The 25,104-nt window shown below is 70.4% G+C and carries 23 protein-coding genes and 1 pseudogene; 12 read left to right on the forward strand and 12 right to left on the reverse strand.

Going from position 1 to position 25,104, the window contains the following annotated elements:
* Window positions 1-70: 70 nt before the first annotated feature.
* The 5 genes from ABIE67_RS26560 (at window position 71) to ABIE67_RS26580 (ending at window position 2,957) form a co-directional block, all read left to right on the forward strand.
* On the forward strand, window positions 71-769 hold the full coding sequence (locus ABIE67_RS26560; RefSeq protein ID WP_370268980.1) for a hypothetical protein: 699 nt from the start codon (window positions 71-73) through the stop codon (window positions 767-769).
* A gap of 44 nt (window positions 770-813) precedes the next feature.
* Window positions 814-993 carry a hypothetical protein gene (locus ABIE67_RS26565; RefSeq protein WP_370262180.1) on the forward strand — a complete coding sequence of 60 codons (180 nt, stop codon included), beginning with the start codon at window positions 814-816 and terminating at the stop codon, window positions 991-993.
* 200 nt (window positions 994-1,193) lie between these two features.
* Window positions 1,194-1,751, forward strand: coding sequence for a BlaI/MecI/CopY family transcriptional regulator (locus tag ABIE67_RS26570; RefSeq protein ID WP_370262184.1), 558 nt, complete (start codon window positions 1,194-1,196; stop codon window positions 1,749-1,751).
* 9 nt (window positions 1,752-1,760) lie between these two features.
* Window positions 1,761-2,324 carry an amino-acid N-acetyltransferase gene (locus ABIE67_RS26575; RefSeq protein WP_370262186.1) on the forward strand — a complete coding sequence of 188 codons (564 nt, stop codon included), beginning with the start codon at window positions 1,761-1,763 and terminating at the stop codon, window positions 2,322-2,324.
* Between the two features lie 297 nt (window positions 2,325-2,621).
* The gene (locus ABIE67_RS26580) at window positions 2,622-2,957 is read left to right on the forward strand and encodes an Lsr2 family protein (RefSeq protein ID WP_062725607.1); all 336 of its coding nucleotides are present in this window, start codon (window positions 2,622-2,624) and stop codon (window positions 2,955-2,957) included.
* Here the strand turns inward: ABIE67_RS26580 and ABIE67_RS26585 are convergent.
* Window positions 2,888-3,664, reverse strand: a complete 777-nt coding sequence (locus tag ABIE67_RS26585; RefSeq protein ID WP_370262188.1) for an SCO3374 family protein — start codon at window positions 3,662-3,664, stop codon at window positions 2,888-2,890. The two genes, ABIE67_RS26580 and ABIE67_RS26585, sit on opposite strands and share 70 nt — an antisense overlap.
* A 429-nt stretch (window positions 3,665-4,093) precedes the next feature.
* Here ABIE67_RS26585 and ABIE67_RS26590 point away from each other — a divergent pair, with 429 nt between their 5' ends.
* On the forward strand, window positions 4,094-6,619 hold the full coding sequence (locus ABIE67_RS26590) for an ATP-dependent Clp protease ATP-binding subunit (RefSeq protein ID WP_370262190.1): 2,526 nt from the start codon (window positions 4,094-4,096) through the stop codon (window positions 6,617-6,619).
* Between the two features lie 84 nt (window positions 6,620-6,703).
* Here the strand turns inward: ABIE67_RS26590 and ABIE67_RS26595 are convergent, their stop codons facing one another.
* Both ABIE67_RS26595 and ABIE67_RS26600 read right to left on the reverse strand, forming a co-directional pair.
* Window positions 6,704-7,345 carry an HAD family acid phosphatase gene (locus tag ABIE67_RS26595; RefSeq protein WP_370262192.1) on the reverse strand — a complete coding sequence of 214 codons (642 nt, stop codon included), beginning with the start codon at window positions 7,343-7,345 and terminating at the stop codon, window positions 6,704-6,706.
* Between the two features lie 165 nt (window positions 7,346-7,510).
* Window positions 7,511-9,161: pseudogene (locus ABIE67_RS26600) on the reverse strand (NACHT domain-containing NTPase); the annotation flags it as partial.
* A gap of 382 nt (window positions 9,162-9,543) precedes the next feature.
* Between ABIE67_RS26600 and ABIE67_RS26605 the strand changes: the two are divergent.
* Window positions 9,544-10,149, forward strand: a complete 606-nt coding sequence (locus tag ABIE67_RS26605) for a M23 family metallopeptidase (protein WP_370262196.1) — start codon at window positions 9,544-9,546, stop codon at window positions 10,147-10,149.
* A 13-nt stretch (window positions 10,150-10,162) separates the two neighbouring features.
* On the opposite strand, the gene ABIE67_RS26610 is transcribed toward ABIE67_RS26605, so the two are convergent.
* Window positions 10,163-10,750: a TetR/AcrR family transcriptional regulator gene (locus ABIE67_RS26610; protein WP_370262200.1), complete on the reverse strand. Its 588-nt coding sequence runs from the start codon at window positions 10,748-10,750 to the stop codon at window positions 10,163-10,165.
* A 139-nt stretch (window positions 10,751-10,889) separates the two neighbouring features.
* Here ABIE67_RS26610 and ABIE67_RS26615 point away from each other — a divergent pair, with 139 nt between their 5' ends.
* Window positions 10,890-12,488 (forward strand): MDR family MFS transporter, encoded by a 1,599-nt coding sequence (locus ABIE67_RS26615; protein WP_370262204.1) that lies wholly within the window; start codon window positions 10,890-10,892, stop codon window positions 12,486-12,488.
* Between the two features lie 166 nt (window positions 12,489-12,654).
* Entirely contained in the window at window positions 12,655-13,089 is a 435-nt protein-coding gene (locus ABIE67_RS26620) for a VOC family protein (RefSeq protein ID WP_370262207.1), read from the forward strand.
* 42 nt (window positions 13,090-13,131) lie between these two features.
* On the opposite strand, the gene cseC is transcribed toward ABIE67_RS26620, so the two are convergent.
* The 5 genes from cseC to ABIE67_RS26645 form a co-directional block, all read right to left on the reverse strand.
* Window positions 13,132-14,583 (reverse strand): two-component system sensor histidine kinase CseC, encoded by a 1,452-nt coding sequence (gene cseC, locus ABIE67_RS26625; protein ID WP_370262209.1) that lies wholly within the window; start codon window positions 14,581-14,583, stop codon window positions 13,132-13,134.
* Window positions 14,584-14,594: 11 nt separating this feature from the next.
* The gene (gene cseB / locus ABIE67_RS26630; RefSeq protein WP_370262211.1) at window positions 14,595-15,302 is read right to left on the reverse strand and encodes a two-component system response regulator CseB; all 708 of its coding nucleotides are present in this window, start codon (window positions 15,300-15,302) and stop codon (window positions 14,595-14,597) included.
* Between the two features lie 124 nt (window positions 15,303-15,426).
* Window positions 15,427-16,032: a hypothetical protein gene (locus ABIE67_RS26635; RefSeq protein ID WP_370268984.1), complete on the reverse strand. Its 606-nt coding sequence runs from the start codon at window positions 16,030-16,032 to the stop codon at window positions 15,427-15,429.
* A gap of 137 nt (window positions 16,033-16,169) precedes the next feature.
* A complete protein-coding gene (locus ABIE67_RS26640; RefSeq protein WP_370262215.1) occupies window positions 16,170-16,709 on the reverse strand; it encodes a SigE family RNA polymerase sigma factor in 540 nt (179 codons plus the stop codon).
* A 316-nt stretch (window positions 16,710-17,025) separates the two neighbouring features.
* On the reverse strand, window positions 17,026-17,964 hold the full coding sequence (locus ABIE67_RS26645) for an A/G-specific adenine glycosylase (RefSeq protein ID WP_370262217.1): 939 nt from the start codon (window positions 17,962-17,964) through the stop codon (window positions 17,026-17,028).
* Window positions 17,965-18,141: 177 nt separating this feature from the next.
* Between ABIE67_RS26645 and ABIE67_RS26650 the strand changes: the two genes are divergently transcribed.
* Together ABIE67_RS26650 and ABIE67_RS26655 are read left to right on the forward strand one after the other, a co-directional pair.
* Window positions 18,142-19,950: a histidine kinase gene (locus ABIE67_RS26650; protein WP_370262222.1), complete on the forward strand. Its 1,809-nt coding sequence runs from the start codon at window positions 18,142-18,144 to the stop codon at window positions 19,948-19,950.
* Complete coding sequence (locus tag ABIE67_RS26655) at window positions 19,947-20,606, forward strand: response regulator (protein WP_370262227.1); 660 nt, start codon at window positions 19,947-19,949, stop codon at window positions 20,604-20,606. The genes ABIE67_RS26650 and ABIE67_RS26655 overlap by 4 nt, the downstream gene beginning before the upstream one ends.
* A 23-nt stretch (window positions 20,607-20,629) precedes the next feature.
* Here the strand turns inward: ABIE67_RS26655 and ABIE67_RS26660 are convergent, their stop codons facing one another.
* A complete protein-coding gene (locus ABIE67_RS26660) occupies window positions 20,630-21,262 on the reverse strand; it encodes a phosphatase PAP2 family protein (RefSeq protein ID WP_370262229.1) in 633 nt (210 codons plus the stop codon).
* 186 nt (window positions 21,263-21,448) lie between these two features.
* Between ABIE67_RS26660 and ABIE67_RS26665 the strand changes: the two genes are divergently transcribed.
* Window positions 21,449-22,291 (forward strand): hypothetical protein, encoded by an 843-nt coding sequence (locus tag ABIE67_RS26665; protein WP_370262232.1) that lies wholly within the window; start codon window positions 21,449-21,451, stop codon window positions 22,289-22,291.
* Window positions 22,292-22,448: 157 nt separating this feature from the next.
* Here the strand turns inward: ABIE67_RS26665 and disA are convergent, their stop codons facing one another.
* Together disA and radA are read right to left on the reverse strand one after the other, a co-directional pair.
* On the reverse strand, window positions 22,449-23,573 hold the full coding sequence (gene disA, locus ABIE67_RS26670; protein ID WP_370262234.1) for a DNA integrity scanning diadenylate cyclase DisA: 1,125 nt from the start codon (window positions 23,571-23,573) through the stop codon (window positions 22,449-22,451).
* Window positions 23,574-23,654: 81 nt separating this feature from the next.
* Entirely contained in the window at window positions 23,655-25,064 is a 1,410-nt protein-coding gene (radA, locus tag ABIE67_RS26675) for a DNA repair protein RadA (RefSeq protein ID WP_370262238.1), read from the reverse strand.
* Window positions 25,065-25,104: the final 40 nt, after the last annotated feature.

Here is a 25,104-nt window from a genome sequence, read left to right on the forward strand (position 1 = left end):
CTTATGCCGTGTTTGTCTGATTAGCGCGTATCGTCGCCGCATGCCCACGCCATACGGATCCCGCGGCGCCATGGCGTTCGGCGCGGAGGAGCTGCGTGTGCTCCGCCGCGCTCTCGCCCTCGCCCTTCACCCCGCCCCCGCCTCACCCGAGGAGGTCCAGGCCTGTCTCCGTCTCGCCGAGTCCCTCGACGAGGCGATGCGCGAGGGAGCCCGGCTGCGTGCCTTCCTGGTGGCCGACCTGGCCCGCTACCGCGCCGCCCTCCCCGGCGCCGCAACCGGCTACCTCGCCCTCCTCGAGGAGGCCCTGGACTCCGGGTACCACCCCGCCCCCGAAGACCTCACCGCCCTCCGGGCCCTGCGGGGCACCCCCGCCGCAGCCGCCCTCCTCCAGGACGTACGGGCCCGCCTCGCGCCCGCTCCCGCCGACCCGGCCGTCCAGCCCAGGCCTGTCATCCCCGCGTCCCGTACGCATCTCCTGGCCCTCCCCGGAGGCCTCTCCGACGGCTCGCCCCGCACCCCGGTCGACCTCCCCGCCCAGGCCGCCGCCCGGGCCGCCGGCCAGGACCCCGCCAAGCAGCCCCGCAAAAAGCCCGCCGAAAGGCCGGCCGCCCCCAAACCCACCCCAGGCCCAGGGACCGACCCCGGCGCCGAGCCCGCCCCCGCCACCCCCAAGCCGCCGCGCCCCATCCCCACCCCGGGCGAGGTCTTCCCGCGCCGCAAACCGACACCGCCCTCCGGGGCCCCGCCCCAGCAACTCGCCGCAGGCTGAGACCCGGGCGGTCCCGCACCCCACCCGCTGGCTACCCTGGACGCATGGACTACGTCTCCGCACTCCTCCCCCCGGTCGTCATGGCCGTGTTCTTCATCGGTGTGATCAGGGTGATCGTGAAGACCCAGGGCGGGGCCAACAAGGCCAAGGAGGACGCGGCTGTGGACGCCGCCCTCGCGCGCGTGGAGGCCCCCCGCCAGGCCTCCCCGAACCCGGACGCCTAGGCCGGGACGCCCAGACCGGGGCGCCCAGGCCAGGACGCCCGAACCCGGCGTACGACTCCAAGCTGCAACGCTTTCCGAGTCGTACGCCCTTTTTGTTCCTGTTTTCCGGAGAAAGTGCCCGTCCGGCACGCCAACACCCAGATCTCCCACTATTGTGCTGAGTTGTGCCTCGCCCATTGGGAGAACTCGAAGACGCGGTCATGACGCGGGTGTGGAAGTGGAACCGCCCGGTGACCGTTCGAGAAGTCCTGGAAGATCTCCAGCAGGAACGGTCCATCGCGTACACCACGGTCATGACCGTTTTGGACAATCTCCATCAGAAGGGCTGGGTACGCCGCGAAGCGGAAGGCCGGGCCTATCGATATGAGGCGGTCTCGACGCGAGCCGCCTACGCCGCGGCCCTGATGAACGACGCCTGGTCCCAGAGTGACAACCCCGCCGCCGCACTCGTCGCCTTCTTCGGCATGATGAGCGACGAACAGCGCCACGCCCTGCGAGACGCCGTGCGCATCGTCCAGGGCCCTGAAACACCCGAACCCCCGGAACCGCCCGATACCCGCGGCGTTACGGGCGCCGTTACCGCCGACACCGATACCAGCAGCGCCGATACCAGTGGCGTCGATACCGACCGCACCGATACCGACACCGATACGGCCCCTCATACAGGCGCCCATACCAGCGCCGATACCGGCCCGGATACCCGCCCCGATACCGCCCGTGAGAACCCCGGCGCGGCACGGGAGCCCGGCGGGCGATAGCGTCCGCACATGTCAGCAGAGAGCCACTCGGCCGAGAGCCCCGCGGCGGAGAGCCCAGAAGTCACCGCTAAAGCCATCACCGTCCGGCGGGCCCGTACCGGCGATGTCCCGGCGGTGCGTCGTCTCCTTGACGAGTACGTCCGGCGTCGCATCCTGCTCGACAAAGCCACGGTGACGCTTTACGAGGACATCCAGGAGTTCTGGGTCGCGGAACGGGACGACAACGGCGAGGTCGTCGGCTGCGGCGCCCTGCACGTGATGTGGGAAGACCTGGCGGAAGTCCGCACTCTCGCGGTGAAGCCCGGCCTGAAGGGGGCCGGCGTCGGTCATCAGTTGCTGGAGAAGTTGCTGCACACCGCGCGCTGGCTCGGCGTTCGACGGGTTTTCTGTCTGACCTTCGAAGAGGACTTCTTCGGCAAGCACGGCTTCGTCGAGATCGGCGAGACACCGGTGGACACCGATGTCTACGCGGAGCTGCTGCGTTCCTATGACGAGGGCGTGGCGGAGTTCCTCGGTCTCGAACGAGTGAAACCGAACACCTTGGGCAACAGCCGGATGCTTCTGCATCTGTGATCGCCGCGGATCGACAACGTTCGTCAGGCTTCCTCCGGCTTCCTCAAGCTTCCTCAAGCTTCGTCAAGCTTCTGGAAGGCGTATTCCGCCCGGACCGGCCATGCCCAGGTGCTCTATGTCCGAAACGCGCATGTTTCCGGACCGCAGGCCGCCAGTGGGTCTCTCCCGGGGGTTTGTGTTTTTCCGGCAAAAGCGGTTTGCTTTCCGACGTACTGCAGTACTGCATATAACAGGGGACGGCGAAACGGCGGACGCCGCAGACCCCCGGCCCTCAAGTTATCGATGAAAGGAAATCCGGTGGCACAGAAGGTTCAGGTCCTTCTTGTCGATGACCTCGACGGCGGCGAGGCGGACGAGACGGTCACGTTCGCGCTGGACGGCAAGACGTACGAGATCGATCTCACGACTGCCAATGCGGACAAGCTCCGTGGCCTTCTCGACCCTTACGTGAAGGGCGGCCGTCGTACCGGAGGTCGCGCTTCGGGTGGCCGCGGAAAGGCGCGCGCCGCTTCCGGTGGCAGCCAGGACACCGCGCAGATCCGCGCGTGGGCCAAGGAGAACGGTTACGAGGTCAACGACCGCGGCCGCGTCCCGGCGACCATTCGCGAGGCGTACGAGAAGGCCAACGCCTGATCTACGGACAGGCCGACGACTGGGCGCACGCGCGTCGCAGCCACAGTCGGTGGCACCGCGTTGCCACCGTGTCCAGAACCCGCACGAGATCGGGGGCGCCCCCACCGCCCCCCAAGGCCGACAGCGTCGGCAGCGAGGCCTCGACCTCGCCCCCAGGCTCGGGGGGCCGCAGCCACACGGCGGCCCCCGGTACTGAAGCGGAGCGGTCCAGGGGGAGCGGCCGCGTTCCGCAGGGCCCCGGCGGGCCGGGACGCCGTACGGCCCCCCCTCGGCACAGGACCGACAGGGCGCCGTACGGCCATGACCGACCCCGGCTCGGGTGGCAGGGGGGCCTCCATGAGGTCGCCCTCGCCGAGCGCCGTCAGGTCCAGGGCCAGTGCGCCCCACTCCAGCCAGTCCAGCACCCCCGGCACCTCCTCCGCGCTGCCCGTGGCCATGAGCAGCCGCATCCGGTCGCCCTGGACGGCCACCGGTGAGGCCGGCGTCAGATGACGCAGTGCCGCGCGACCCGCCTCGGCCGGTACGTCCAGGACGTCGAAGCGCGGACCGACCCGAAGGCGCAGCGGGGATCCCGGGATCCCGGGCACCACCGGCCAGCCCAGTTCGTTCTCGTACCACCGGCGGACCTGATCCCTCGGATCGAGCGGCCGACGGGGGAGGGGGATCGTGGCGGAGTCCGTGATGATCGCGGGGCGTGTGCCAGCCATGCCAGGTGAACCACCGAAAAGGCGTACTGGTTACGCTCGGTGTTCACGTGGATGCGCAGAGTGGCGAAAGACGGGGCGCTCGGGAGTGTGGGGTGGCGCAAGGTTGTTCGCCCGTAGCGGAGGGAACCGGGGGGCGCGGCATGGAGTGTCAGTCCCAGCGGGTAAGACATCCCTAGTGGGAGGGGGCGACACGCAGGACAGTGGGTCTCACGTTCGCCATCGGCGTACTGATGGTGAGGGTAACCACCTGGCCTGCGGGAACATCGTCTCGCACCATCGGGTTGGAGCAGATGTCGGCGTCAGGGGTCAGGAGGCCATCGACGGTGTCGGCAGTTGGAATGAGCGGTCCCCGCTTGCGGGACTAAGCTGCGGAAGGACAGGGAGGGGAAGTTCCCCCCACTGCCTGACCGCTCTGAGGAGCGATTAACGATGTTCGAGAGGTTCACCGACCGCGCGCGGCGGGTTGTCGTCCTGGCTCAGGAAGAAGCCCGGATGCTCAACCACAACTACATCGGCACCGAGCACATCCTCCTGGGCCTGATCCACGAGGGTGAGGGTGTCGCCGCCAAGGCCCTTGAGAGCCTCGGGATTTCGCTCGAGGCGGTCCGCCAGCAGGTGGAGGAGATCATCGGCCAGGGCCAGCAGGCCCCGTCCGGGCACATCCCCTTCACCCCCCGTGCCAAGAAGGTCCTGGAGCTGTCGCTCCGCGAGGCCCTTCAGCTGGGCCACAACTACATCGGCACGGAGCACATCCTGCTCGGCCTGATCCGTGAGGGCGAGGGCGTCGCCGCCCAGGTCCTGGTCAAGCTGGGCGCAGATCTGAACCGGGTGCGGCAGCAGGTGATCCAGCTGCTCTCCGGTTACCAGGGCAAGGAGACCGCCGCCGCCGGCGGGCCTGCCGAGGGCACGCCCTCGACGTCCCTGGTCCTCGACCAGTTCGGCCGGAACCTCACCCAGGCCGCTCGTGAGTCCAAGCTCGACCCGGTCATCGGGCGCGAGAAGGAGATCGAGCGGGTCATGCAGGTGCTGTCCCGCCGTACCAAGAACAACCCGGTCCTGATCGGTGAGCCCGGCGTCGGCAAGACCGCCGTCGTCGAGGGCCTCGCCCAGGCCATCGTCAAGGGCGAGGTGCCCGAGACCCTCAAGGACAAGCACCTCTACACCCTGGACCTCGGCGCGCTGGTCGCCGGCTCCCGCTACCGCGGTGACTTCGAGGAGCGCCTGAAGAAGGTGCTCAAGGAGATCCGCACCCGCGGCGACATCATCCTGTTCATCGACGAGCTCCACACGCTGGTCGGTGCGGGTGCCGCCGAGGGCGCCATCGACGCGGCCTCGATCCTGAAGCCGATGCTGGCCCGTGGTGAGCTGCAGACCATCGGTGCGACCACGCTGGACGAGTACCGCAAGCACCTGGAGAAGGACGCGGCCCTCGAGCGCCGCTTCCAGCCCATCCAGGTCGCCGAGCCGTCCCTGCCGCACACGATCGAGATCCTCAAGGGTCTGCGTGACCGGTACGAGGCGCACCACCGCGTCTCCATCACCGACGAGGCGCTGGTCCAGGCCGCCACCCTGGCCGACCGGTACATCTCGGACCGCTTCCTGCCGGACAAGGCGATCGACCTGATCGACGAGGCCGGTTCCCGGATGCGCATCCGCCGGATGACCGCGCCGCCGGACCTCCGCGAGTTCGACGAGAAGATCGCCGGTGTCCGCCGGGACAAGGAGTCCGCGATCGACTCGCAGGACTTCGAGAAGGCCGCCTCCCTCCGCGACAAGGAGAAGCAGCTCCTGGCCGCGAAGGCCAAGCGGGAGAAGGAGTGGAAGGCCGGCGACATGGACGTCGTCGCCGAGGTCGACGGCGAGCTGATCGCCGAGGTCCTCGCCACGGCCACCGGTATCCCGGTCTTCAAGCTGACCGAGGAGGAGTCCAGCCGCCTGCTCCGTATGGAGGAGGAGCTGCACAAGCGGGTCATCGGCCAGAACGACGCCGTCAAGGCGCTGTCGAAGGCGATCCGCCGTACGCGCGCCGGTCTGAAGGACCCGAAGCGTCCGGGTGGTTCGTTCATCTTCGCCGGCCCGTCCGGTGTCGGTAAGACCGAGCTGTCCAAGGCGCTCGCCGAGTTCCTCTTCGGTGACGAGGACGCGCTGATCTCCCTCGACATGTCGGAGTTCAGCGAGAAGCACACGGTGTCGCGTCTCTTCGGTTCGCCCCCCGGCTACGTGGGCTACGAAGAGGGCGGCCAGCTGACCGAGAAGGTCCGCCGCAAGCCGTTCTCCGTCGTCCTCTTCGACGAGGTCGAGAAGGCCCACCCGGACATCTTCAACTCGCTGCTGCAGATCCTGGAGGACGGTCGCCTGACCGACTCCCAGGGCCGGGTCGTGGACTTCAAGAACACGGTCATCATCATGACGACCAACCTCGGCACCCGGGACATCTCCAAGGGCTTCAACCTGGGCTTCGCGGCCTCGGGTGACACGAAGACCAACTACGAGCGCATGAAGAACAAGGTGTCGGACGAGCTCAAGCAGCACTTCCGTCCCGAGTTCCTCAACCGCGTCGACGACGTGGTCGTCTTCCCGCAGCTGACCCAGGGCGACATCCTCCGGATCGTCGACCTGATGATCGGCAAGGTGGACGAGCGCCTGAAGGACCGGGACATGGGCATCGAGCTCTCCCAGTCCGCCAAGGAGCTGCTGTCCAAGAAGGGTTACGACCCCGTGCTGGGCGCCCGGCCGCTGCGCCGGACCATCCAGCGCGAGATCGAGGACTCGCTGTCGGAGAAGATCCTCTTCGGCGAGCTGCGTCCCGGTCACATCGTGGTCGTGGACACCGAGGGCGAGGGCGACGCCAAGACCTTCACCTTCCGCGGTGAGGAGAAGTCGGCGCTGCCGGACGTCCCGCCGATCGAGCAGGCGGCCGGCGGAACCGGGCCGAACCTGAGCAAGGACGCCTAGCCGCTGCGCTGGGCTTGAACCAAAGGGGCTGCCCCGGGACTTGGTCCCGGGGCAGCCCCTTTGTGGGTGCCTCCGTGTGCCTCGTCAGGAAAGCTGGCCGTCGTAGTCCGGCAGCTTGTACGTCTTCTCGGCGTGGCCGCCCGACAGGTCGGTGGCGCTGTTGCCGATGTTCGCGATGATCGTGTAGCCCTTGTTCTCGATGGCGACGCGCTGGGCCGTCTTGTACGCGGCGACGTCCTTGAAGAGGTCGCCGAAGTTGCGGACGTAGAGGCCGGAGACCTGGTAGCCGACGTGCTTGAGGTTGTAGTCGGTCACCGAGGCGATGATGCCCGGGCGGGCGGTCACGAAGAAGAGGGAGACGCCGTGCTGCTGGGCGTACTCGGCGACCTCCAGCACCGGCTCGTTGGCCGGCTGCGGGTAGCTGAAGCCGAAGTCCGTCTCCAGGGTGGTGTTGTCGATGTCGAAGACGATCGCCTGCTTCTCACCCGGCTTGGTGCTCGCGATCCGCTGCTTCAGCTCGGGCAGCGCCTGGCCCATCACGGCCTGGCAGTCCTTCTGCCAGGTGTCGTAGTCGACGTCCTCGGCGGCGGCCGTGGTCGTGGCCGTGGAGGCGCTCGTAGCGGTGGCCGCCGTCGCGGCTTCGGCGGGGACCGCGAGGGTCACGAGGGCGGCCGCGGAGACGGTTCCGGCCGCGATACGGCGCGCCCAGGGGCGGCGAAGCGTCATGTGGGGGGTCCTCTCACGTCACGTGCGCTGTGTTGTTGTCGCGTGCATGTTCGTGGGTGGGGATGGCGTGAGGGGAAAGATAAAGTTACTGAGGGGTAAGTCGTCAGAGGCGTGCGTCACTTAATGCCGAGTGGGTCAGTCCTCGGCGCCGTTGAGCCGGATGTGGGCGGGGAGCCGGTCCGCGTTCAGCAGCCGCTCCAGCTGGTGGACGGCGTCCGCGCGGTCCATTTCCGCCCGGCCGTTGCGGATCAGCCAGTAGGCGAGTCGCTGCAGCAACTCGACCTGGGACTCCTCGTCCAGCTCTACCGTCAGTTCGCGTTCGCGGTCCCGGCGTTCCAGGAGCATGGCCAGGGCGGCGTCGTACAACGCCTTGCGGCCGCGCGGCAGGAAGCCCCGGCGTTCGCGGTGCAGGGCGCAGATCAGGGCGCACATCAACGGGCTGGTCGCGAGACGGCCCAGGTCCTGCTTGGTGGGGACCGAGTCCAGCAGGGCCTCGCCCAGGGCCGGGTCCGCGCCGGCCGCCTCGTGCCAGCGGCGTACGAACACCGCTATGTCGTCGCGGCTCATGGGGGAGAGGGTGAGCTCGGTGAAGTCCTCGCCGCCCAGCCATTCGTCCCGTACGGCGGACGGGCGCGAGGTCACCAGCCACAGGTTGCCGGGGAACGCGGCGAGGAGGTCGGCGAGCCAGCGCCGGGTGCGGGCACGTTCCTGCTCCGGGAGCTCGTCGACACCGTCGATCAGCAGCACGCCCCGTCCGGCGGCGAGCACGCGGTCCGCCCAGTCGGGCGGCTGGGAGCCGGTGACCGGGCAGCTGACCGCGCTCAGAAAGTCGCCGGGCACGGGGAGGCGGGCGCCTTGGCGAGTGAGGGTGCGCAGCGGCAGGACGAAGGCCACGCGGCCCATGAGATGGGCGAGTCGACCGGTCAGCTCCTCCTGGCGGGCGGTGGTGACGGCCAGCCACTGCACCAGGGTGGTCTTCCGGAGCCGGCCACTCCGCGCAGCAACACGCGCTCGTGCCCGGCCAGGGCCTGTTCGGCGGGCTGGGGTGCGGCCGCGGTCCGGCCGAGCGTCACCTGATCCTCGGGCAGTGCGCGGATCTCCAGGTCCCGCGTGGCCTCCAGGCTCAGGTAGGCCGTGTCGAGCGGCCAGTCGGGGCACTCGTTCAGGTCGATGCCGTAGATGGTGAGACGGCTGTGCCTGGTCGCAAGGTACCGCGCGTACTGCTGCTCGAAGGCCGCGTCCTGCGCGGTGCGCGAGGTCAGGCGCTCGACGAGGACGTCGGTGAGCCGGATCATCCGGTCCAGCTGCCGGCTCTGCTCGACGAGGGTGTGGGCGACAAAGGTGGACCGCTGGGTGAAGAAGTGCAGGATGTGCAGGCAGGCGCTGTGGAGGAGACGGAAGGAGAGGCGCGTGGAGTCGGCGCTGAGATGCCGCAGCGCCCGGTCGCCGCCCGCCTGCCGGTGCAGTTCGCCGGCCAGCGCCTCGTACCCCAGCCGTACGGTCTCCAGTCGTCGAGATCCAGATCCCCGAGCGCGTGCAGGGTTCGCTCCAGCGCCGTCGCGACCGCCGCGAGCTCGCCCTCGTCGATCGGTGCCCCGCGGGTCTCGCGCGCCGCCCGTTCCACCAGCTCACGGACGAGCTTGCGTAACTCCTTCTCGCCCAGCGTCCGCTTCTCGCCGCGGAACGAGACCAGCGCCGAGAGCCGTACGGGCTTGTCGACCAGGCCCGCCCCGGCGCCCTCCTGCACGAACAGCCTCTTGACCAGCGGGCCGACCAGTCCGGACGCCAGCTTGGTGCCGATGACCGTCGGGTCCACGCGGCCTCCCCCTCAGTGACCTCGGCGGCGGAGCGGCAGCGTAGCGCCCGTCACATTCCGGGGTCTCGCGATTGCGCTCAGCGGTGACATGCCGCACAGGCGATTTGTCCGTTACTAGTGGGAATAGTGGAAACGGACTGACGGACAAAAGGGACGTTCTTCGCCGAAATCATCCGTAGGTTTCGGTATCCGTACTGGTTCGTCCGGAATGGCTGCTCTGTCAAGATGCGGTGATTTTTATGGGGGAGTACTAGCTTCCGTCGTAGATAGCGGGTTTTGGCCAGCGGCGGGGGCGGGGTTACCAAGGGATGGCCATCCGGCGAATGCACGAATGCCTGTGCGTCGGGTGGTTCTCTCTGTCGTCGTCCCCATGAGGTTTCGCATGTCCCCGCGCTTCTCCTTCCGTTCGTCCCGTACGTCCACGTTCCGCACCCGTGCCGCTGTGCTGGCCGCCGGCCTGGGGGCCTCGGTCGTGCTGGGCGCCGGAGGCGCGGTCGCCGCCGAGATGACCTCCGCCACCGGTGCCTCCACCGCCGTACAGGCGCAGAGCGCCGCCGCGAAGAAGGCCGAGTCCTGGGTCAGCCCGGTGAAGAAGTACACGAAGTCCGCCAGCTTCGCGCAGGCCGGCGGCATGTGGCAGTCCACCCACAGCGGGCAGGACTTCGCCGTCCCGAGCGGCACCGACGTCATGGCCGCGCACGGCGGTACGGTCGTCAAGGCCGGCGGCAACGGCGCCGGTGACGGTCCCGCGTACGGCAACGCCGTCGTCATCAAGCACGGCAACGGGACGTACTCCCAGTACGCCCACCTGTCGCGCGTCGACGTGAAGGTCGGCCAGGTCGTCAAGACCGGTCAGCACATAGCCCGGTCCGGCAACACCGGTAACTCCAGCGGTCCGCACCTGCACTTCGAGATCCGTAAGACCGCCAACTACGGCTCCGCCATCGACCCGGTGGCCTTCCTGCGGGCCCAGGGTCTGAAGATCTGAGACGCCGAGCCGTTCAGGCGCCCTTGTGCGCCTGGGTGATCAGGTCGGTGGCGACCTCGAGGATGGCCTTGCGCTTTTCCTCGGGGTCGCCTTCGACGTCCTTCATCACGAACATCCCCGCGTGCATCGTGAACAGGGCGCTGATGCAGCGGACCTGGTCGACCAGGTCGGCGTCCGGGTCGATGACGATGTCGCGCATGCCGAGCATGCGGTTCTTGAACATCTCGCCGATGCTCAGTTCGCGGACCGTCGCCTGGTTCTCCTGCATGAAGCGGAACAGCGGTTCCGCGTCGATCAGGGCCTGGCTGTAGCGGCGGACGATCTCCTGCTTGGTCCCGAGTGAGTGCGGCTGCCGTTTCCCCCACTCGATCAGGTCCTCGATCGGCTTCGTCAGGTCCTCGAAGAGGCTGACGATGATCTCTTCCTTGGTCTTGAAGTGGTAGTACAGGGCCGCCTTCGTGACCTCCAGGCGCTCGGCGATCTCGCGCAGGGAGGTCTTCTCGTAGCCCTGTTCGGCGAAGAGTTCGAGGGCCACGTCCTGGATGCGCTGGCGGGTGTTCCCGCGGCGCCGCTGCTTGGTGCCGTCCATGGTGCCACCCATCCTCGTACTCCTCGGCTTTCCATAAAACTTACTTGACGCCCGGCTAGTTACGCCTCTACCTTCCCTGAGTGTAGACAACTAGCCGGGCGGCAAGTAAGTGCAAAAGAGTGGCCGGGGAGAGGCCGGGGGAGTGGGAACCATGGCGGACACAAAGGCAGTTGACCCCGGGGCGGCGGAGCCGGACGGGAAGCAACCGCAACCGAAGAGCGTACGGGTCGTGCTGCTCGCGCTGATGATCACGATGATGCTCGCGATGCTCGACAACATGATCGTGGGCACCGCGATGCCGACGATCGTGGGTGAACTGGGCGGGCTGGAGCATCTGTCGTGGGTCGTGACGGCCTACACCCTGGCGACCGCGGCCTCCACTCCGCTGTGGGGCAAGATCGGTGACATGTACGGGCGCAAGGGCGTCTTCATGGCGTCCATCGTGCTGTTCCTGATCGGGTCCGCGCTGAGCGGTATGGCCCAGGACATGGGGCAGCTGATCGCGTTCCGGGCCGTGCAGGGGCTGGGCGCCGGTGGTCTGATGGTCGGCGTCATGGCGATCATCGGTGATCTGATCCCGCCCCGGGAGCGGGGCAAGTACCAGGGCATGATGGCCGGCGTGATGGCGCTCGCGATGATCGCCGGGCCGCTGGTCGGCGGCACCATCACCGACCACTGGGGCTGGCGCTGGGCGTTCTACATCAACCTGCCGCTCGGTGTCGTGGCGCTCGCCGCGATCAGTGTCGTCCTGCATCTGCCGAAGAAGCGGGCGCAGGCGCGGATCGACTATCTGGGTGCGGCGCTGCTGACGGTGGGCATCACCGCGATCGTGCTGGTCACCACCTGGGGCGGTACGGAGTACGCCTGGACCTCCGCGATGATCATGGAGCTCATCGGGATCGGGGTCGCGGCGCTCGTCGGGTTCGTGTTCTGGCAGACCAAGGCGGCGGAGCCGGTGCTTCCGTTGCACATCTTCCGTAGCCGGAACTTCACGCTGATGTCCGTGATCGGGTTCATCACCGGGTTCGTGATGTTCGGCGCGACGCTGTTCCTGCCGCTGTACCAGCAGTCCGTGCAGGGCGCGTCCGCCACGAACTCGGGGCTTCTGCTGCTGCCGATGCTCGGGGCGATGCTCGTCACCTCGATGGTCGCGGGGCGGGTGACCACGAACACCGGGCGGTACAAGGTGTTCCCGGTCGTCGGCAGTGTGCTGATGGTCGTCGGGCTGTACCTGCTGTCGCTGATGGACACCGACACGAGCCGGCTCACGTCCGGGGTGTACATGGCCGTGGTCGGGTTCGGTATGGGCTGTCTGATGCAGATCACCATGCTGGTCGCGCAGAACAGCGTCGAGATGAAGGACATGGGGGTCGCGTCCTCGTCCACCACGCTCTTCCGTACGCTCGGGTCCTCGTTCGGCGTGGCGATCATGGGCGCGTTGTTCAACAGCCGGGTGCAGGACGTCATGGCCGAGCGGGGCGGGGAGCTGGGGGCGAAGGTGACCGAGCAGTCGGCGCAGGTGGATGCGGCGGGCTTGGCGCGGTTGCCGGAGGCTGTGCGGGATGCGTATCAGCACGCGGTGTCGGCGGGGACGCATTCGGCGTTTCTGCTGGGGGCCGTGGTTGCTGTGGTGGCGTTGGCCGCGGCGGTGTTCGTCAAGGAGGTGCCGCTCAGGGGGGCGGGGCCGAAGGGGGACGCCGAGGCCGCGGATGGAGCGTCGGCCCGGGTTGCGGTGGTGGAGGCCGTCTGAGCGGGCGGTGTCTGTGGGCCCCCGGGTGTTCCTGCCCGGGGGCCTTCGCCTTTTGTCTCGCCCCCGCCGCCCCTACCCGTCCCGTCCTCTGAAGGGGCTCCGCCCCTTCGCCCCCGCCAGGGGGCTGCCGCCCCCGCAGACAGAGCCGGAGCACGGGAGAGCAGTCATGATCAAGGGCCTTGGCATTACCACCGTATGGACGTTCGACCAGCAGCGCACCAAGACGTTCTTCACGGAGAAGATCGGCTTCGAGGTGCGGAACGATCTTTCGATGGGCGATATGCGGTGGGTCACCGTGGGCGCCAAGGACCAGCCGGACGTCGAGCTCGCGCTGATGAGCCTCGACGGTCCCGGGCTCGACCCCGAGTCCTCCGAAGCGCTGAAGACGCTCGTCGGGAAGGGGGTCATCGGGGCCGGGGCGTTCCGGACCGACGAACGCCGGGGGGACTACGAGACGTTCAGGGCACGCGGGGTGGAGTTCATCCAGGAGCCGCAGGAGCGGCCGTACGGCATCGAGGCGATCTTCCGCGACGACAACAGCAACTGGTACTCGCTGACCGAGCGGAGTGAGGAACTCGACTTCTCCAAGTCGTTCGGCTGAGCCCGCCCCGGTGCCGCCCGCCCCTGAGCGGCCCCGATGCCGCTACGGCAGCATCGGGTAGCTTCCCGTGTTCGTCGGCGCGTGCTCCGGGAGCCAGAGGACGGCTACCGCGCCCTCCGCCTGGACATGGTCCGGGGCACCCGCCGGGCGTACGTTGCGGAAGGTCAGACGGGCGCCGAGGACCCGGGCCTGACCTGCCGCGATCGTCAGGCCGAGGCCGTGTCCGCGGCCCGAGCGGTCGCTGCTGCCCGTACGGAAGCGGCTGGGCCCGTCCGCGAGCAGGTCCTCGGGGAAGCCGGGGCCGTGGTCGCGGACCCGGATGACCCGGCCCTCGACCGTGACCTCGATCGGCGGCCTGCCGTGCCGCGCGGCGTTCGCCAGCAGGTTGAACAGCACCCGCTCCAGGCGCCGCGGGTCGGTGGTGACCTCCGACTCGTGGACGATCCGCACCTCGATGGCGGGATCCTTCGCCGCGACCCGCCGGCTGACGAACTCGCCGAGCAGGATGTCCTGCAACTCGGCCCGCTCCGAGGCGCTGTCCAGGCGGGCCACCTCCAGGACGTCCTCGACGAGCGTGCGCATGGCCTTGGCCCGGTCCAGGACCAGTTCGGTGGGCCGGCCGGGGGGCAGGAGTTCCGCCGCCGTCAGCAGACCCGTCACCGGCGTACGCAGTTCGTGCGCGATGTCCGCCGTCACCCGCCGCTCCGCCTCCAGCCGCTGCTGCAGCGCGTCCGCCATGGCGTCCACCGCGCTCGCCAGATCGTCGGTCTCGTCCCGTACGACACCCCCGATGGCGTCCCGCACCCGGACGTCCGGTTCCCCGCTCGCGACCTGGTGCGCCGCGGCCGCCGCCTTGCGCAGTCGGCGCGACAGCTGCCCGCCGACGAGCACGCCGAGCGCGCTGCCGCCGAAGACCACCGCGATGGAGCCGATGACCAGGGCCTGGTCGAGGTCGTCGAGGATGTCCTCGCTGCGGTCGGTGAACCCGGTGCGCAGTGACATGACGCGGCCGTTGTTGAGCGGCACGGCCGCCCAGATGTCGGGCGTGCCACTCGCCGTGTCGGTCACATAGGTGGCCCGCCGGCCCTCCTCGACCTTCTCCCGCAGCGCCGCCGGCAGCTCCGGGTCGTCGATCGTGGCGTTCGGGAAGTTCAGCCGCTTCGACTGCTCGTAGTTGCGCTGCGCGATCTGGATCCGCTCGTCGGCGAGGTCGCGCGCGTTGTCCAGCATCGAGACCCGGGCCGCGTTGTGCACCACCAGGCTCAGCACGATCGCCACCAGGGCGCCGACCAGCGCGATCGCCGCGCTCAGCTTCCACCGCAGGCCCGTACGGATGGCCACGCGGCCGCTCATGCGCCCGCGCACGCGCGTGTCACAGCCCGTACCCTGACCCGTACGGATGCCTGCCCCTCGGCTCGTCACCGGTGAGGCGTCCGTGAGGCCCGCCGAGTGCGCCATGCCGGACGGAGCCGGGCGTCTGAACATCCCCCGCATGCCCGCCCCGCTCAGGCCTTCAACTTGTAGCCGAAGCCACGGACCGTCTCGATGCGGTCCTGGCCGATCTTCTGCCGCAGCCGCTGCACATGGACGTCGACGACGCGGGTGTCACCGCCCCAGCCGTAGTCCCACACCCGCTCCAGTAGCTTGTCCCGCGACAGCACGGTGCCCGGCGCCGAGGAGAACTCCAGCAGCAGCCGCATCTCGGTCGGCGTGAGCGCGACCGGCTGCCCGGCCCTGCGCACCTCCATGCCGTCGGTGTCGACCGCCAGGTCCCCGAAGGCCAGCACCCCGCCGGTGGCGGCCGTATCGGCCTCGTCCACGCCGCGCTCGCCGCCGCTCGCGTGTCCGAACCGGCGCAGCACCGCACGGATCCGCGCGACCAGCACGGCACCGTCGAACGGTTTGGTCACGTAGTCGTCCGCGCCCGCCTCCAGGCCCAGCACCACGTCGATCGAGTCGGCGCGCGCCGACAGCATGATCACCGGAACGGTCGACTCGTCGCGGATACGGCGGCACAGACTGACGCCGTCCATGCCGGGGACCATGACGTCGAGCAACGCGATGTCCGGCCGGTTCGTCCGGAACGCCTCCAGGCCCGACACCCCGTCGGGCATGGCGGTGACCGCGAAGCCGTCCCGCTCCAGGGCGAGTTGGGTGGCCTCGCGGATGACGTCGTCGTCCTCGACGAACAGGACGTGGGTCTGGTCTGCCATCCCGGTGCTCTCAGTCCTCGTGTTCTGCTGGGGGTGCGTCGTGTGCCTGGGGTGTGCCGGAGGTGGTGTCCCCTTGGGGGACGCGTGGATCGGGCGAATCGTTCACCGCCGCCGTAGCCGGCCCTCAGCCGTCGGGTGAGGGTGACTCGGTGTCGCCACCCAGGTTGCCGTAGTCGGTGCGTGTGTCGAACCGCTGGACGAAGCGGCCGGAGATCCACTGGTACGACAGCACGTTCTCGCTGGACGGGTTCGACAGCGCGTCATCCTTGGCGTACACCTGCTTCGTCACCACCAGGTAGCCGCGGTCGATCTCCGCGTAGACCGGAGGCTCCTCGGTCTTGAACACATTGTGGTACGCGCCACCCTGCTCCCGGTACACGTACGAGGCGATGCTGACCGCGTCGCCGCAGGACAGGACGTTGACCACGATGTCGTCCACGGGCCCGCCGGTCAGATCGCCGTACGACACGTCGACGGGATACTCGTCCGACACACACGGCTTCAGGTCGCGCTTGACCTCCGCCGAGACCGCGGGGTCCGCCTTGACCAGCCGGACGGCCTCCGTGCGGTCCGGGACCTTCGAGGCCGAGGCGGCGGGCGTGGGAGTGACCGACGACGAGGCGTCCGCGCCGCTCACCGAGTCGGCGTGGGCCGGGCCCTCGTCGCGGGCGCCGGTGCCGCCGGTCGCGCACGCGGAGGCGAAAAGGGCGAGGGCGACGACCACGGCCACCGCCGTGAACGCCGCCTGGAAGGTGCCCCGGACGTGCGCGCGCCCGGATGGGGCGGAGGCCGTGTCCGCGGACTCGGAGTCCCCGTCCGTGTCCCTGTCACCCCTGTCCGTGTGCCCGGTGCCGCCCGTCGTCGTGCCTAGGCCGCGCAACGCTCCCGCTCCTCACGCTCCAGCGCGCGTGCGTCCAGATCGCGGCTCTCCAGCTCCTCGCGGAGCCGGGCGAGCGCCCGGTGCAGCGTGCTCTTGACCGTTCCGGCCGACATGCCGAGGGCGGCGGCCGTCTCCTCCGTGGACATCTGCTCCCAGTGTCGCAGCACCACGACGCTGCGCTGCTTCGGCGCCAGAACCTTCATGATGTCCATCAGCAGGGCGCGGTCCGCGTGCTGCTCGGTGGAGTCGTCGACGGAGGCGTCCGGGAGCTGCTCGGTCGGCACCTCCTCCAGCTTCCGCGCCCGCCACCACTCGGTCCGTGTGTTGATCATCACGCGGCGCAGGTAGGCGTCGGCGAGCCGCTTGTCCGCTATGCCGTCCCAGCGGTGGTACGTCCGCACCAGCGCCGTCTGCAGCAGGTCCTGGGCGTCCACCGGGTCCGGGACCAGTCGGCGGGCACTGCGCAGCAGCGCGTCCTGCCGGGTGCGAACGTACTCCTCGAACTCGAGCACCTCTCCGTGCGCCATGCTGACCGCCTCCCGATTCCCCGTTCCCGACCGGCTTGTCCGCCGTCGGTGTCACTGCCTGTGGTTCGTAGTCGTCCCCGTCTGCCGGGTACGGAAATGAAGCTACGGAGGCGTTGTCACGGGGCTGTCCGAAGCAGCCTGCGGCCAGCGCTCGGCTGTCCGTCGGTTGTGTAACGGAAGAAGGAAAAGGGCAAAACGCTAAAGGAGTTGAGGCCGATATAGGGTGATTTGTCCGAGTTGCTGCTCTGTGGCGGCTGTGCGTCGTGTGTTGCAGAGGCCCTACGGCTGTGATGTGTCCGAGCGTCAGCTCACGGGCTCAGCTCAGCGGCAGCCGGTACATCCCGCCCGGCAGCGGCTCCACCAGACCGTCCGCGACCAGTCCGTCCAGCGCGCGGGCGCGCTGCACCGGCTCGTGCCACACCCGGTCGAGGGCCGCCTGCGGGACGGGGACATGGGCATCGCGCAGTACGGCGAGCAGCTTGCCGCGCACCTGACGGTCGGTTCCGGCGTACGTCTGACCGCGGCGCGGCGGGCCGTCGTGCTCCGGCTTGCCCGCGAGCCGCCAGGCGCACTGCGCGGTGATCGGGCAGCGGTGGCACGACTCGTTCTTCGCGGTGCACACCAGCGCGCCGAGTTCCATGGAGGCCGCGGCCCAGCGGGCGGCGGTGCGCTCGTCGTCGGGGAGCAGGGCACGGGCGAGCTTGCGTTCGGCGGCCGTGGTGGCGTTCGGCGGGTACTGCACGCCGGAGACGGCACGGGCGAGGACCCGGCGGACGTTGGTGTCCAGGACGGGGTGCCGCTGACCGTAGGCGAAGGAGGCGACCGCCGCGGCCGTGTACTCGCCGATGCCGGGCAGCGCGAGGAGCTGGGCGTGGTCGGTCGGTACGTCCCCGCCGTGCCGTTCCGCTATGGCGACGGCGGCGCCGTGCAGCCGCAGCGCGCGGCGCGGGTAGCCGAGCCGGCCCCAGGCGCGGACGGCCTCGCCGGGGGCCTCCTTGGCGAGGTCGGCGGGGCGGGGCCAGCGGGCGAGCCACTGCTCGTAGACGGGCAGGACGCGGTTCACGGGCGTCTGCTGCAGCATGAACTCACTGACCATCACGCCCCAGGGCCCCGCCTCGGGGCGCCGCCAGGGGAGGTCGCGGGCGTTTTCGTCGAACCAGCCGATCACGGGGCTGTGCAGGTCCCCTCCGAGAGGGGAGCCGGAGGCGGCGGCGTCGGCGGGACTGTTCGGTGAGGGCTTTGTGGGCGCAGTCATGGCCCTTCCGATCCTGCCATGCCGGTGGCGGCCGGGTGGGTAGGCGGCGGTGGCGGGGGCGGTGCGTTTTGTGGCCGCGGTGTGTGGCGGGGCACGGCCTCCGACGTCGAAAGGATCGCGCCGCACCTGACGATCGGCAGCAGTCGGGCCCCGGCACCCGCTTGTAGCGTCGGGCGGATGGAACGTCCTCGTCCTCGCATATGGCGGGCCTGTCTGCTGTGGGCCGCCCTCGCGCTGCCCGCGCTCACGGCCGACCGGCTCGGGATGAACGAGCCCCGTCCCGGGTGGCAGCAGGTGGCCGGGCTCGCCGCGCTCGCCGCCGCGGTCGCCGTGGCCCGACGGCACCCGGTGGCGGCGTTCGCGCTGACGGCCGTACTGGGTCTGGCCGCCGCCCCCGCCCTGTTCACCGTCTCCTACGGCCCCGCGCTCGGCGTCTTCGCGCTGCTGCTCGGCCTGCGCGCGGACGGGGTGCGAGCGGACGGCCTGCGCGCGGACGGGGTGCGAGCGGCGGCGGTCGTCTTCGGCGGCGTCGCCGCTCTCGGGACGGCGCGGATCGCGCTCTTCGGCATCGATCCGGCGCCGGAGTGGGTGGTCCTGACAGGCACGTTGCTCTTCGGCTGTGTCTTCCCCTGGCTCGCCGGCCGCTACTGGCGGCAGAGCCGTCGGCTGACCGAGGCCGGCTGGAGCCGGGCCGCGCGTCTGGAGGGCGAGCAGCGCATCGCCGAGGAGCGGGCCCGGCTGCGCGAGCGGGCCCGGATCGCCCAGGACATGCACGACTCCCTGGGACACGAGCTGAGCCTCATCGCGCTGCGTGCGGGCACCCTCCAGGTCGCCCCCGACCTCCCGGACCACCACCGCACCGCCGCCGCCGACCTCCGCGCGGCCGCCTCCGACGCCACCGACCGGCTGCACCGCATCATCGGCGTCCTGCGGGAGGAGGACGAGCCGGTGTCCCTGAGCCCGCCGGGGGAGACCGTCGAGCAACTGGTCACCCGCGCCGCCGAGTCGGGGCTGCCGGTGCGGTGGGAGGAGGAGGTCCGCGCCACGCCGGAGCCGGGCGGGGTCGCCGAGCGGGTCCTGTACCGGGTGGCCCGCGAGGCGCTGACCAACGCGGCCCGGCACGCGCCGGGTGCCGCGGTCACCGTGGCGGCGCGCAGGGAGGCCGGGGGAGCGACGGTCACGGTGACCAGCGGGCGGAGTCCGGCGGTCGACGGGGTGGCGGCGGTCACGCCGATCGGACGGCAGGCCGATGCTGCCAGGGCCGCCAAGGCTGCCTTGGCCGCCGAGAGCCACGCCGGTGGTGTGGCCGCTGCCAGCGGGTCGGCCAGGGTACCGGTTTCCGAGGCGCCTCCCGCCTCGACACACCAGCCACTCTCGCTCCCGGCCCCGGCCATCCCCCCGTCCCTGTCCTCGTTCCCGTCCCCGTCCTCCGGCGGCACCGGCCTCCAGGCCCTCCGCGCCGCCGTCACCGCAGTCGGCGGTGACTTCGAGGCCGGCCCGCACGGCGACGGCTTCCGCGTGCGGGCGTACGTCCCCGAGCAGCCCCTCGCCGCGGCGGTACGCCCGTCCCCGGCCCCGTACGCCCCCTTCACCCACGCCCGTCGGCGCATCGCCCTCGCGGCCGCGGCCGCCGTCGGCGCGGGCGTCGTACTCGTCGGCGGAGCCTTCGCCTGGTACGCGTACACCGAGACCCACTCGGTGCTGCCGCCGGCCGCGTACGCCGAGCTGCGGCTCGGGACGTCGGACCGTGACATCGCCGGCCTCCTGCCGGACCGCACCGTGCGGGACGCGCCCGTGGAGCGCGCGGCCGTGCCGCCCCCGGAGGACAGCGACTGCCGCTACTACCGGGCGAGCGGTGAACTCCTCGTCTCCGTCGACCACTTCAGGCTCTGCTTCGACGACAAGGGACGGCTCGTCGCCAAGGATGTGATCCCTAGGGCCGGCCTGTCCCAACCCGCCTCCACGGACGAGGAGTTCGTACGGTGATCCGCGTACTGCTGGCCGACGACGAGGCGATGGTGCGGGCCGGTGTGCGCGCCATCCTGACGAGCGGCGGGGAGACCGAGGTCGTCGCGGAGGCGGGTGACGGGCGTGAGGCGGTCGAGCTGGCCCGGGCCCACCGCCCGGACGTGGCCCTGCTGGACATCCGCATGCCCCGCCTGGACGGACTCGCCGCCGCGGAGGAGATCGTACGGACCGTCCCCGGCACGGCCGTCGCCATGCTCACCACCTTCTCCGAACAGGCCTACGTGGCCCGGGCGCTCGGCGGCGGCGCCACCGGCTTTCTGCTGAAGTCCGGCGACCCGTACGAACTGATCGCGGGCGTACGGGCGGTGGCGGGCGGCGCCGCCTTCCTGTCGCCGAAGGTGGCCCGGTACGTCATCGACGGACTGGGCGGAAGCGACGGGCGACTCGGCCGCGAGGCCTCCGCACGCGCACGCGTGGCCGGCCTCAGCCCGCGCGAACGCGAGGTGCTAGGGCTGGTCGGCGCCGGCCTGTCCAACCCGGAGATCGCCGCCCGGCTGCACCTCGTCGAGGGCACGGTGAAGGCGTATGTGAGCGCGGTGCTCGACCGGTTGGCCGTGCGCAACCGGGTGCAGGCGGCGATCGTGGCGTACGAGGCGGGGCTCGTGGAGTCGTGAGGCGGCGCGCGGCGTCCTGAGGTTCAGCGGTGGCGCCGGGCCCCGGTCGGGCCCGGCCGCACGGTCAACCACCGCACGAACGCCGGTGCCGACGCCGTCCGCATCGCCTCCGCCAACCGGGTCGCCGGGCGTGTGGTCAGTCGTACGGCAGCCACCGCGACCAGCGCGCCGAAGGCGAGGCCCGCGGCGACGTCGTGCGGGTAGTGGACGCCGACGAAGATGCGGGAGAAGGCCATCAGGAGGGCCAAGGGCGCCGTCAGCCACAGGAGTACTGGTCTGGTCAGGGCCAGGGCTACGGCCGCCGCGCCCGCGATCGTGGCGTGGTTGCTGGGGAAGGACCAGTCGCCGGGTGGCGGGCAGGCGGCGAGTGAGACGGCACCTCCCGGCACCTCCCGGCACGGACGTTCCTGCCTGAGCACCGACTTGAGGAGCTCACTGCCCACGTACGCCACAGCCGTGGCCAGAGGTGCAAGTGTCGCGATCGCGAACGCCCGGCTGGTGTCACCTCTGGCTCGCCACCACGTGGTGACGAACAGCGCGGCGAACAGCAGCAGTCCGGCCTCCGTCCATATCTCGGCGGTGTGTTGTACCCACGTTGGGGTGTCGCGGGCGAAGCCGGTGATGTCCCGGTAGAGCTCGGCGTCCTCGAAGTCCATGGTCACGGACCGTAGGCGGCGGGCTGATACCGTCACATCCTGCGATCGGCAGGCGTCGCACCTGACGGAAGACAGGGGTGGCACGGCAGCCGCGGGGCGGTTTCCGGGATGATGATCCGGAAAAGTTGCGGCCCAGGGCGGCGGGTGGAGCTAGCCAGGGCACCGATCTCTCGTACAGTTTGCGCCGTGGGATCTCTGCGCAATCCGGTCGGGCCGCTTCCCTCCACCATCTACTGGCGACGGAGGGCCGTACTGCTGTCTGTGGTCGCCCTGTTGGCGCTGCTGCTCACCTGGGTACTCACCTCGGGCGGCGGAGGAGGCAAGAACAACGCGGGCGGGTCCGACGGCAAGAATCCCGCGCCCTCGACGATCACACCGGGCCCGACGGGCTCGGGTCCGGCGATCAGCCAGGCGCCGGGCGGGCGCGACGAGTCGCCCGGCGGGGACTCCGGCGGGTCGGGGTCCGGCGACGGCTCCGGTTCGGACACGGGGTCCGGCGACGGCAGCGGGTCCGGGGACGATTCCGAGGGCTCCGGCGGGTCGGAAGGCTCGGGCAGCGGATCCGCGGGTGGCGGTTCGGGCAGTGGCGTCGGTGTGGATGACACCGTCGGCTCGGGCTCCACGCTGCCCGACTGTGTCGCGGGCGCGGTGAAGGTGGCGGTGAAGAGCCTCCACAACGCGTACGAGCCCGGCGAGACGCCCGCCCTGCTGCTGACCGCGACGAACTCCTCCAGCTACGACTGCAAGGTCGATCTCGGCCCGAAGAACACGGTGGTGACGATCACTCAGGCGGGAGCCGAGGACGACTTCTGGTCGTCCGCCGACTGCCCCAAGGTCTCCGGCAGCCTGCAGTTCCGGGTGCCCGCCGGCGAGAGCATCACCTACACCGTGAAGTGGGACCGCAAGGCGAGCGCCGCGCAGTGCGCGACACCGCCCGCGACGGCCGCCGCGGCGGGCACGTATCTAGTGGAGGCGAAGGCGCCGGGGTTCGGGACGGCGCAGACGTCCTTCGTGCTGGAGAACGACTGAGCGCTCCGCTGGGAGGAGCCGCCACGGGCCGTCGGTCGTCCGCGGTGCCGTCGCGGCTGCTCGCGCTCGCGCGACGATGGCCGCAGGTCGACGACCGCCGTGACGGTAGCCGCAGGTCGACGACGGCCCCGTGCCCCCTTCAGGCCCGCTGGACGCCCTAGACGTACCGCTCCAGGATCGAGCTCTCCGCCAGCCGCGACAGCCCCTCGCGCACGCTGCGCGCCCGGGCCTCGCCGACGCCGTCCACCGTCTGCAGGTCGTCCACGCTGGCGGCGAGCAGCTTCTGCAGGCCGCCGAAGTGCTCCACCAGGCGGTCGATGATCGCGCCCGGCAGCCTCGGCACCTTGGCCAGCAGGCGGAAGCCGCGCGGGGAGACCCCCGAGTCCAGCGCCTCGGGGGAGCCGGTGTAGCCCAACGCCCGTGCGACCGTGGGGAGTTCCAGAAGCTCGGCGTGGGTGAGGGCGTCCAGCTCGTACAGGGCCTCGTCGACCGTGCGGGAACGCTTGGCCGTCGGCTCGGGGACGTAGTCGCGCACCACGAGCTCGCGCTCGGGCTCCACGCCCGCGATCAACTCGTCCAGCTGGAGCGCCAGGAGCCGGCCGTCCGTGCCCAGCTCCACCACGTACTCGGCGATCTCGGTCGCGATACGCCGGACCATCTCCAGCCGCTGGGCCACCGCCGAGACGTCGCGGACCGTCACCAGGTCCTCGATCTCCAGCGCTGACAACGTTCCCGCCACCTCGTCGAGACGGAGCTTGTAGCGCTCCAGGGTCGCCAGGGCCTGGTTGGCGCGGGAGAGGATCGCCGCCGAGTCCTCCAGGACGCGGCGCTGACCGTCGACGTAGAGCGCGATGAGGCGCATCGACTGTGAGACGGACACCACGGGGAAGCCGACCTGCTTGCTGACCCGGTCCGCCGTACGGTGCCGGGTGCCCGTCTCCTCCGTGGGGATCGTCGGGTCCGGGACCAGCTGGACGCCGGCGCGCAGGATCTTGGAGAGGTCGGACGACAGCACGATGCCACCGTCGAGCTTGCACAGCTCGCGCAGACGTGTAGCCGTGAACTCGACATCCAGGACGAATCCGCCCGTACACATCGCTTCGACGGTCTTGTCGGAGCCGAGCACGATGAGTCCGCCGGTGTTGCCGCGGAGGATCCGCTCCAAGCCGTCGCGCAGGGCCGTGCCTGGTGCCACAGCGCTCAGTGAGGCGCGCATCAGGCCATCGGCACCGGAGCTCCCACCGGACTTTCCGGGAGCTGCTGCCCGGTCGTTGGCTGCCACTGCACTCCTCCGGTCGCAGGTTCTGAGGCGCTCCCGTTTCGCACACTTGGTTCGTACGGACGCGCGAGACCAGGGCAAAGTCTACCGGCGGTCCTCCTCGTCCCGTGGGGCCTCTCGCCGACGCGACCGCGGAAGGACCCGGAGCGCGTCCCCTATGTCGGCCACTTCCAGCACCTTCATGCCCGCGGGGATCTTGCCCGGGTCGCCCGGAACGAGGGCGTGCGTGAAGCCCAGCCGGTGGGCTTCGGCCAGCCTGCGCTGCACGCCGGTGACCCGTCTGACCTCGCCCGCGAGGCCGACCTCGCCGATCGCGACGAGGTTCTTGGGGAGAGGTGTGTCACTGGCGGCGGAGGCCAGGGCGAGGGCGACGGCGAGGTCCGCCGCGGGCTCCGAGAGCTTCACTCCGCCGACCGTCGCGGAGTAGATGTCCCGCTTGCCGAGCGCGCTGATCCGCCCGCGCTGTTCGAGCACGGCCAGCATCATCGAGACACGTGAGGTCTCCAGGCCGGATGTCGTACGGCGGGGTGAGGGGATCTGCGAGTCGACGGTGAGCGCCTGGACTTCGGCCACCAGGGGGCGGCGGCCCTCCAGGGTGACCGTCAGACAGGTACCGGGGACCGGTTCGGCGCGACGGGTCAGGAAAAGTCCGCTTGGGTCGGCAAGGCCCGTGATGCCCTCGTCGTGCAGTTCGAAGCAGCCGACCTCGTCCGTCGTGCCGTAGCGGTTCTTGACGCCTCGTACGAGACGCAGACGCGCGTGCCGGTCGCCCTCGAAGCTGAGCACCACGTCCACGAGGTGCTCCAGGAGGCGGGGGCCGGCGATGGCCCCGTCCTTGGTGACGTGTCCCACAAGGAGCGTGGACATCCCGCGCTCCTTGGAGGCCCGGATCAGGGCGCCGGCCACCTCGCGGACCTGGGCCATACCGCCCGGTGCGCCGTCGATCTCCGGGGAGGCCACGGTCTGCACGGAGTCCATGATGAGCAGCGACGGCTTCACCGCGTCCAAGTGGCCCAGCACGGCGGCCAGATCGGTCTCGGCCGCGAGATACAGGTGGTCGTCGATGGCGCCGATGCGGTCGGCGCGCAGCCGCACCTGGCTCGCCGACTCCTCGCCGGTGACATAGAGCGTGCGGTGCTCGTCGCTCGCCGACTTGGCCGCCACGTCCAGCAGCAGCGTGGACTTGCCGACGCCGGGTTCGCCCGCGACGAGGACGACGGCGCCGGGCACCAGTCCACCGCCGAGCACCCGGTCCAGCTCGGGCACGCCGGTGGGCCGCGCGGTGGCCTGCCGTCCGTCGACCTGCCCGATCGGCAGCGCGGACGTCGTCACCCGCCCCGGCGTCGTCGTACGGACCGCGGGCGCGCCGTACTCCTCGACCGTCCCCCACGCCTGGCACTCGGGGCAGCGGCCGAGCCACTTGGCCGTCTGCCAGCCGCACTCCGTGCAGCGGTAGGACGGGCGGTCCTTCGTGGTCTTGGTACGGGCAGCCATGCGAAGAACCGTAACCGAGCCCACTGACAACGCCGTACGG

It is taken from the genome of Streptomyces sp. V4I8, assembly GCF_041261225.1.
Taxonomy (GTDB): Bacteria; Actinomycetota; Actinomycetes; order Streptomycetales; family Streptomycetaceae; genus Streptomyces.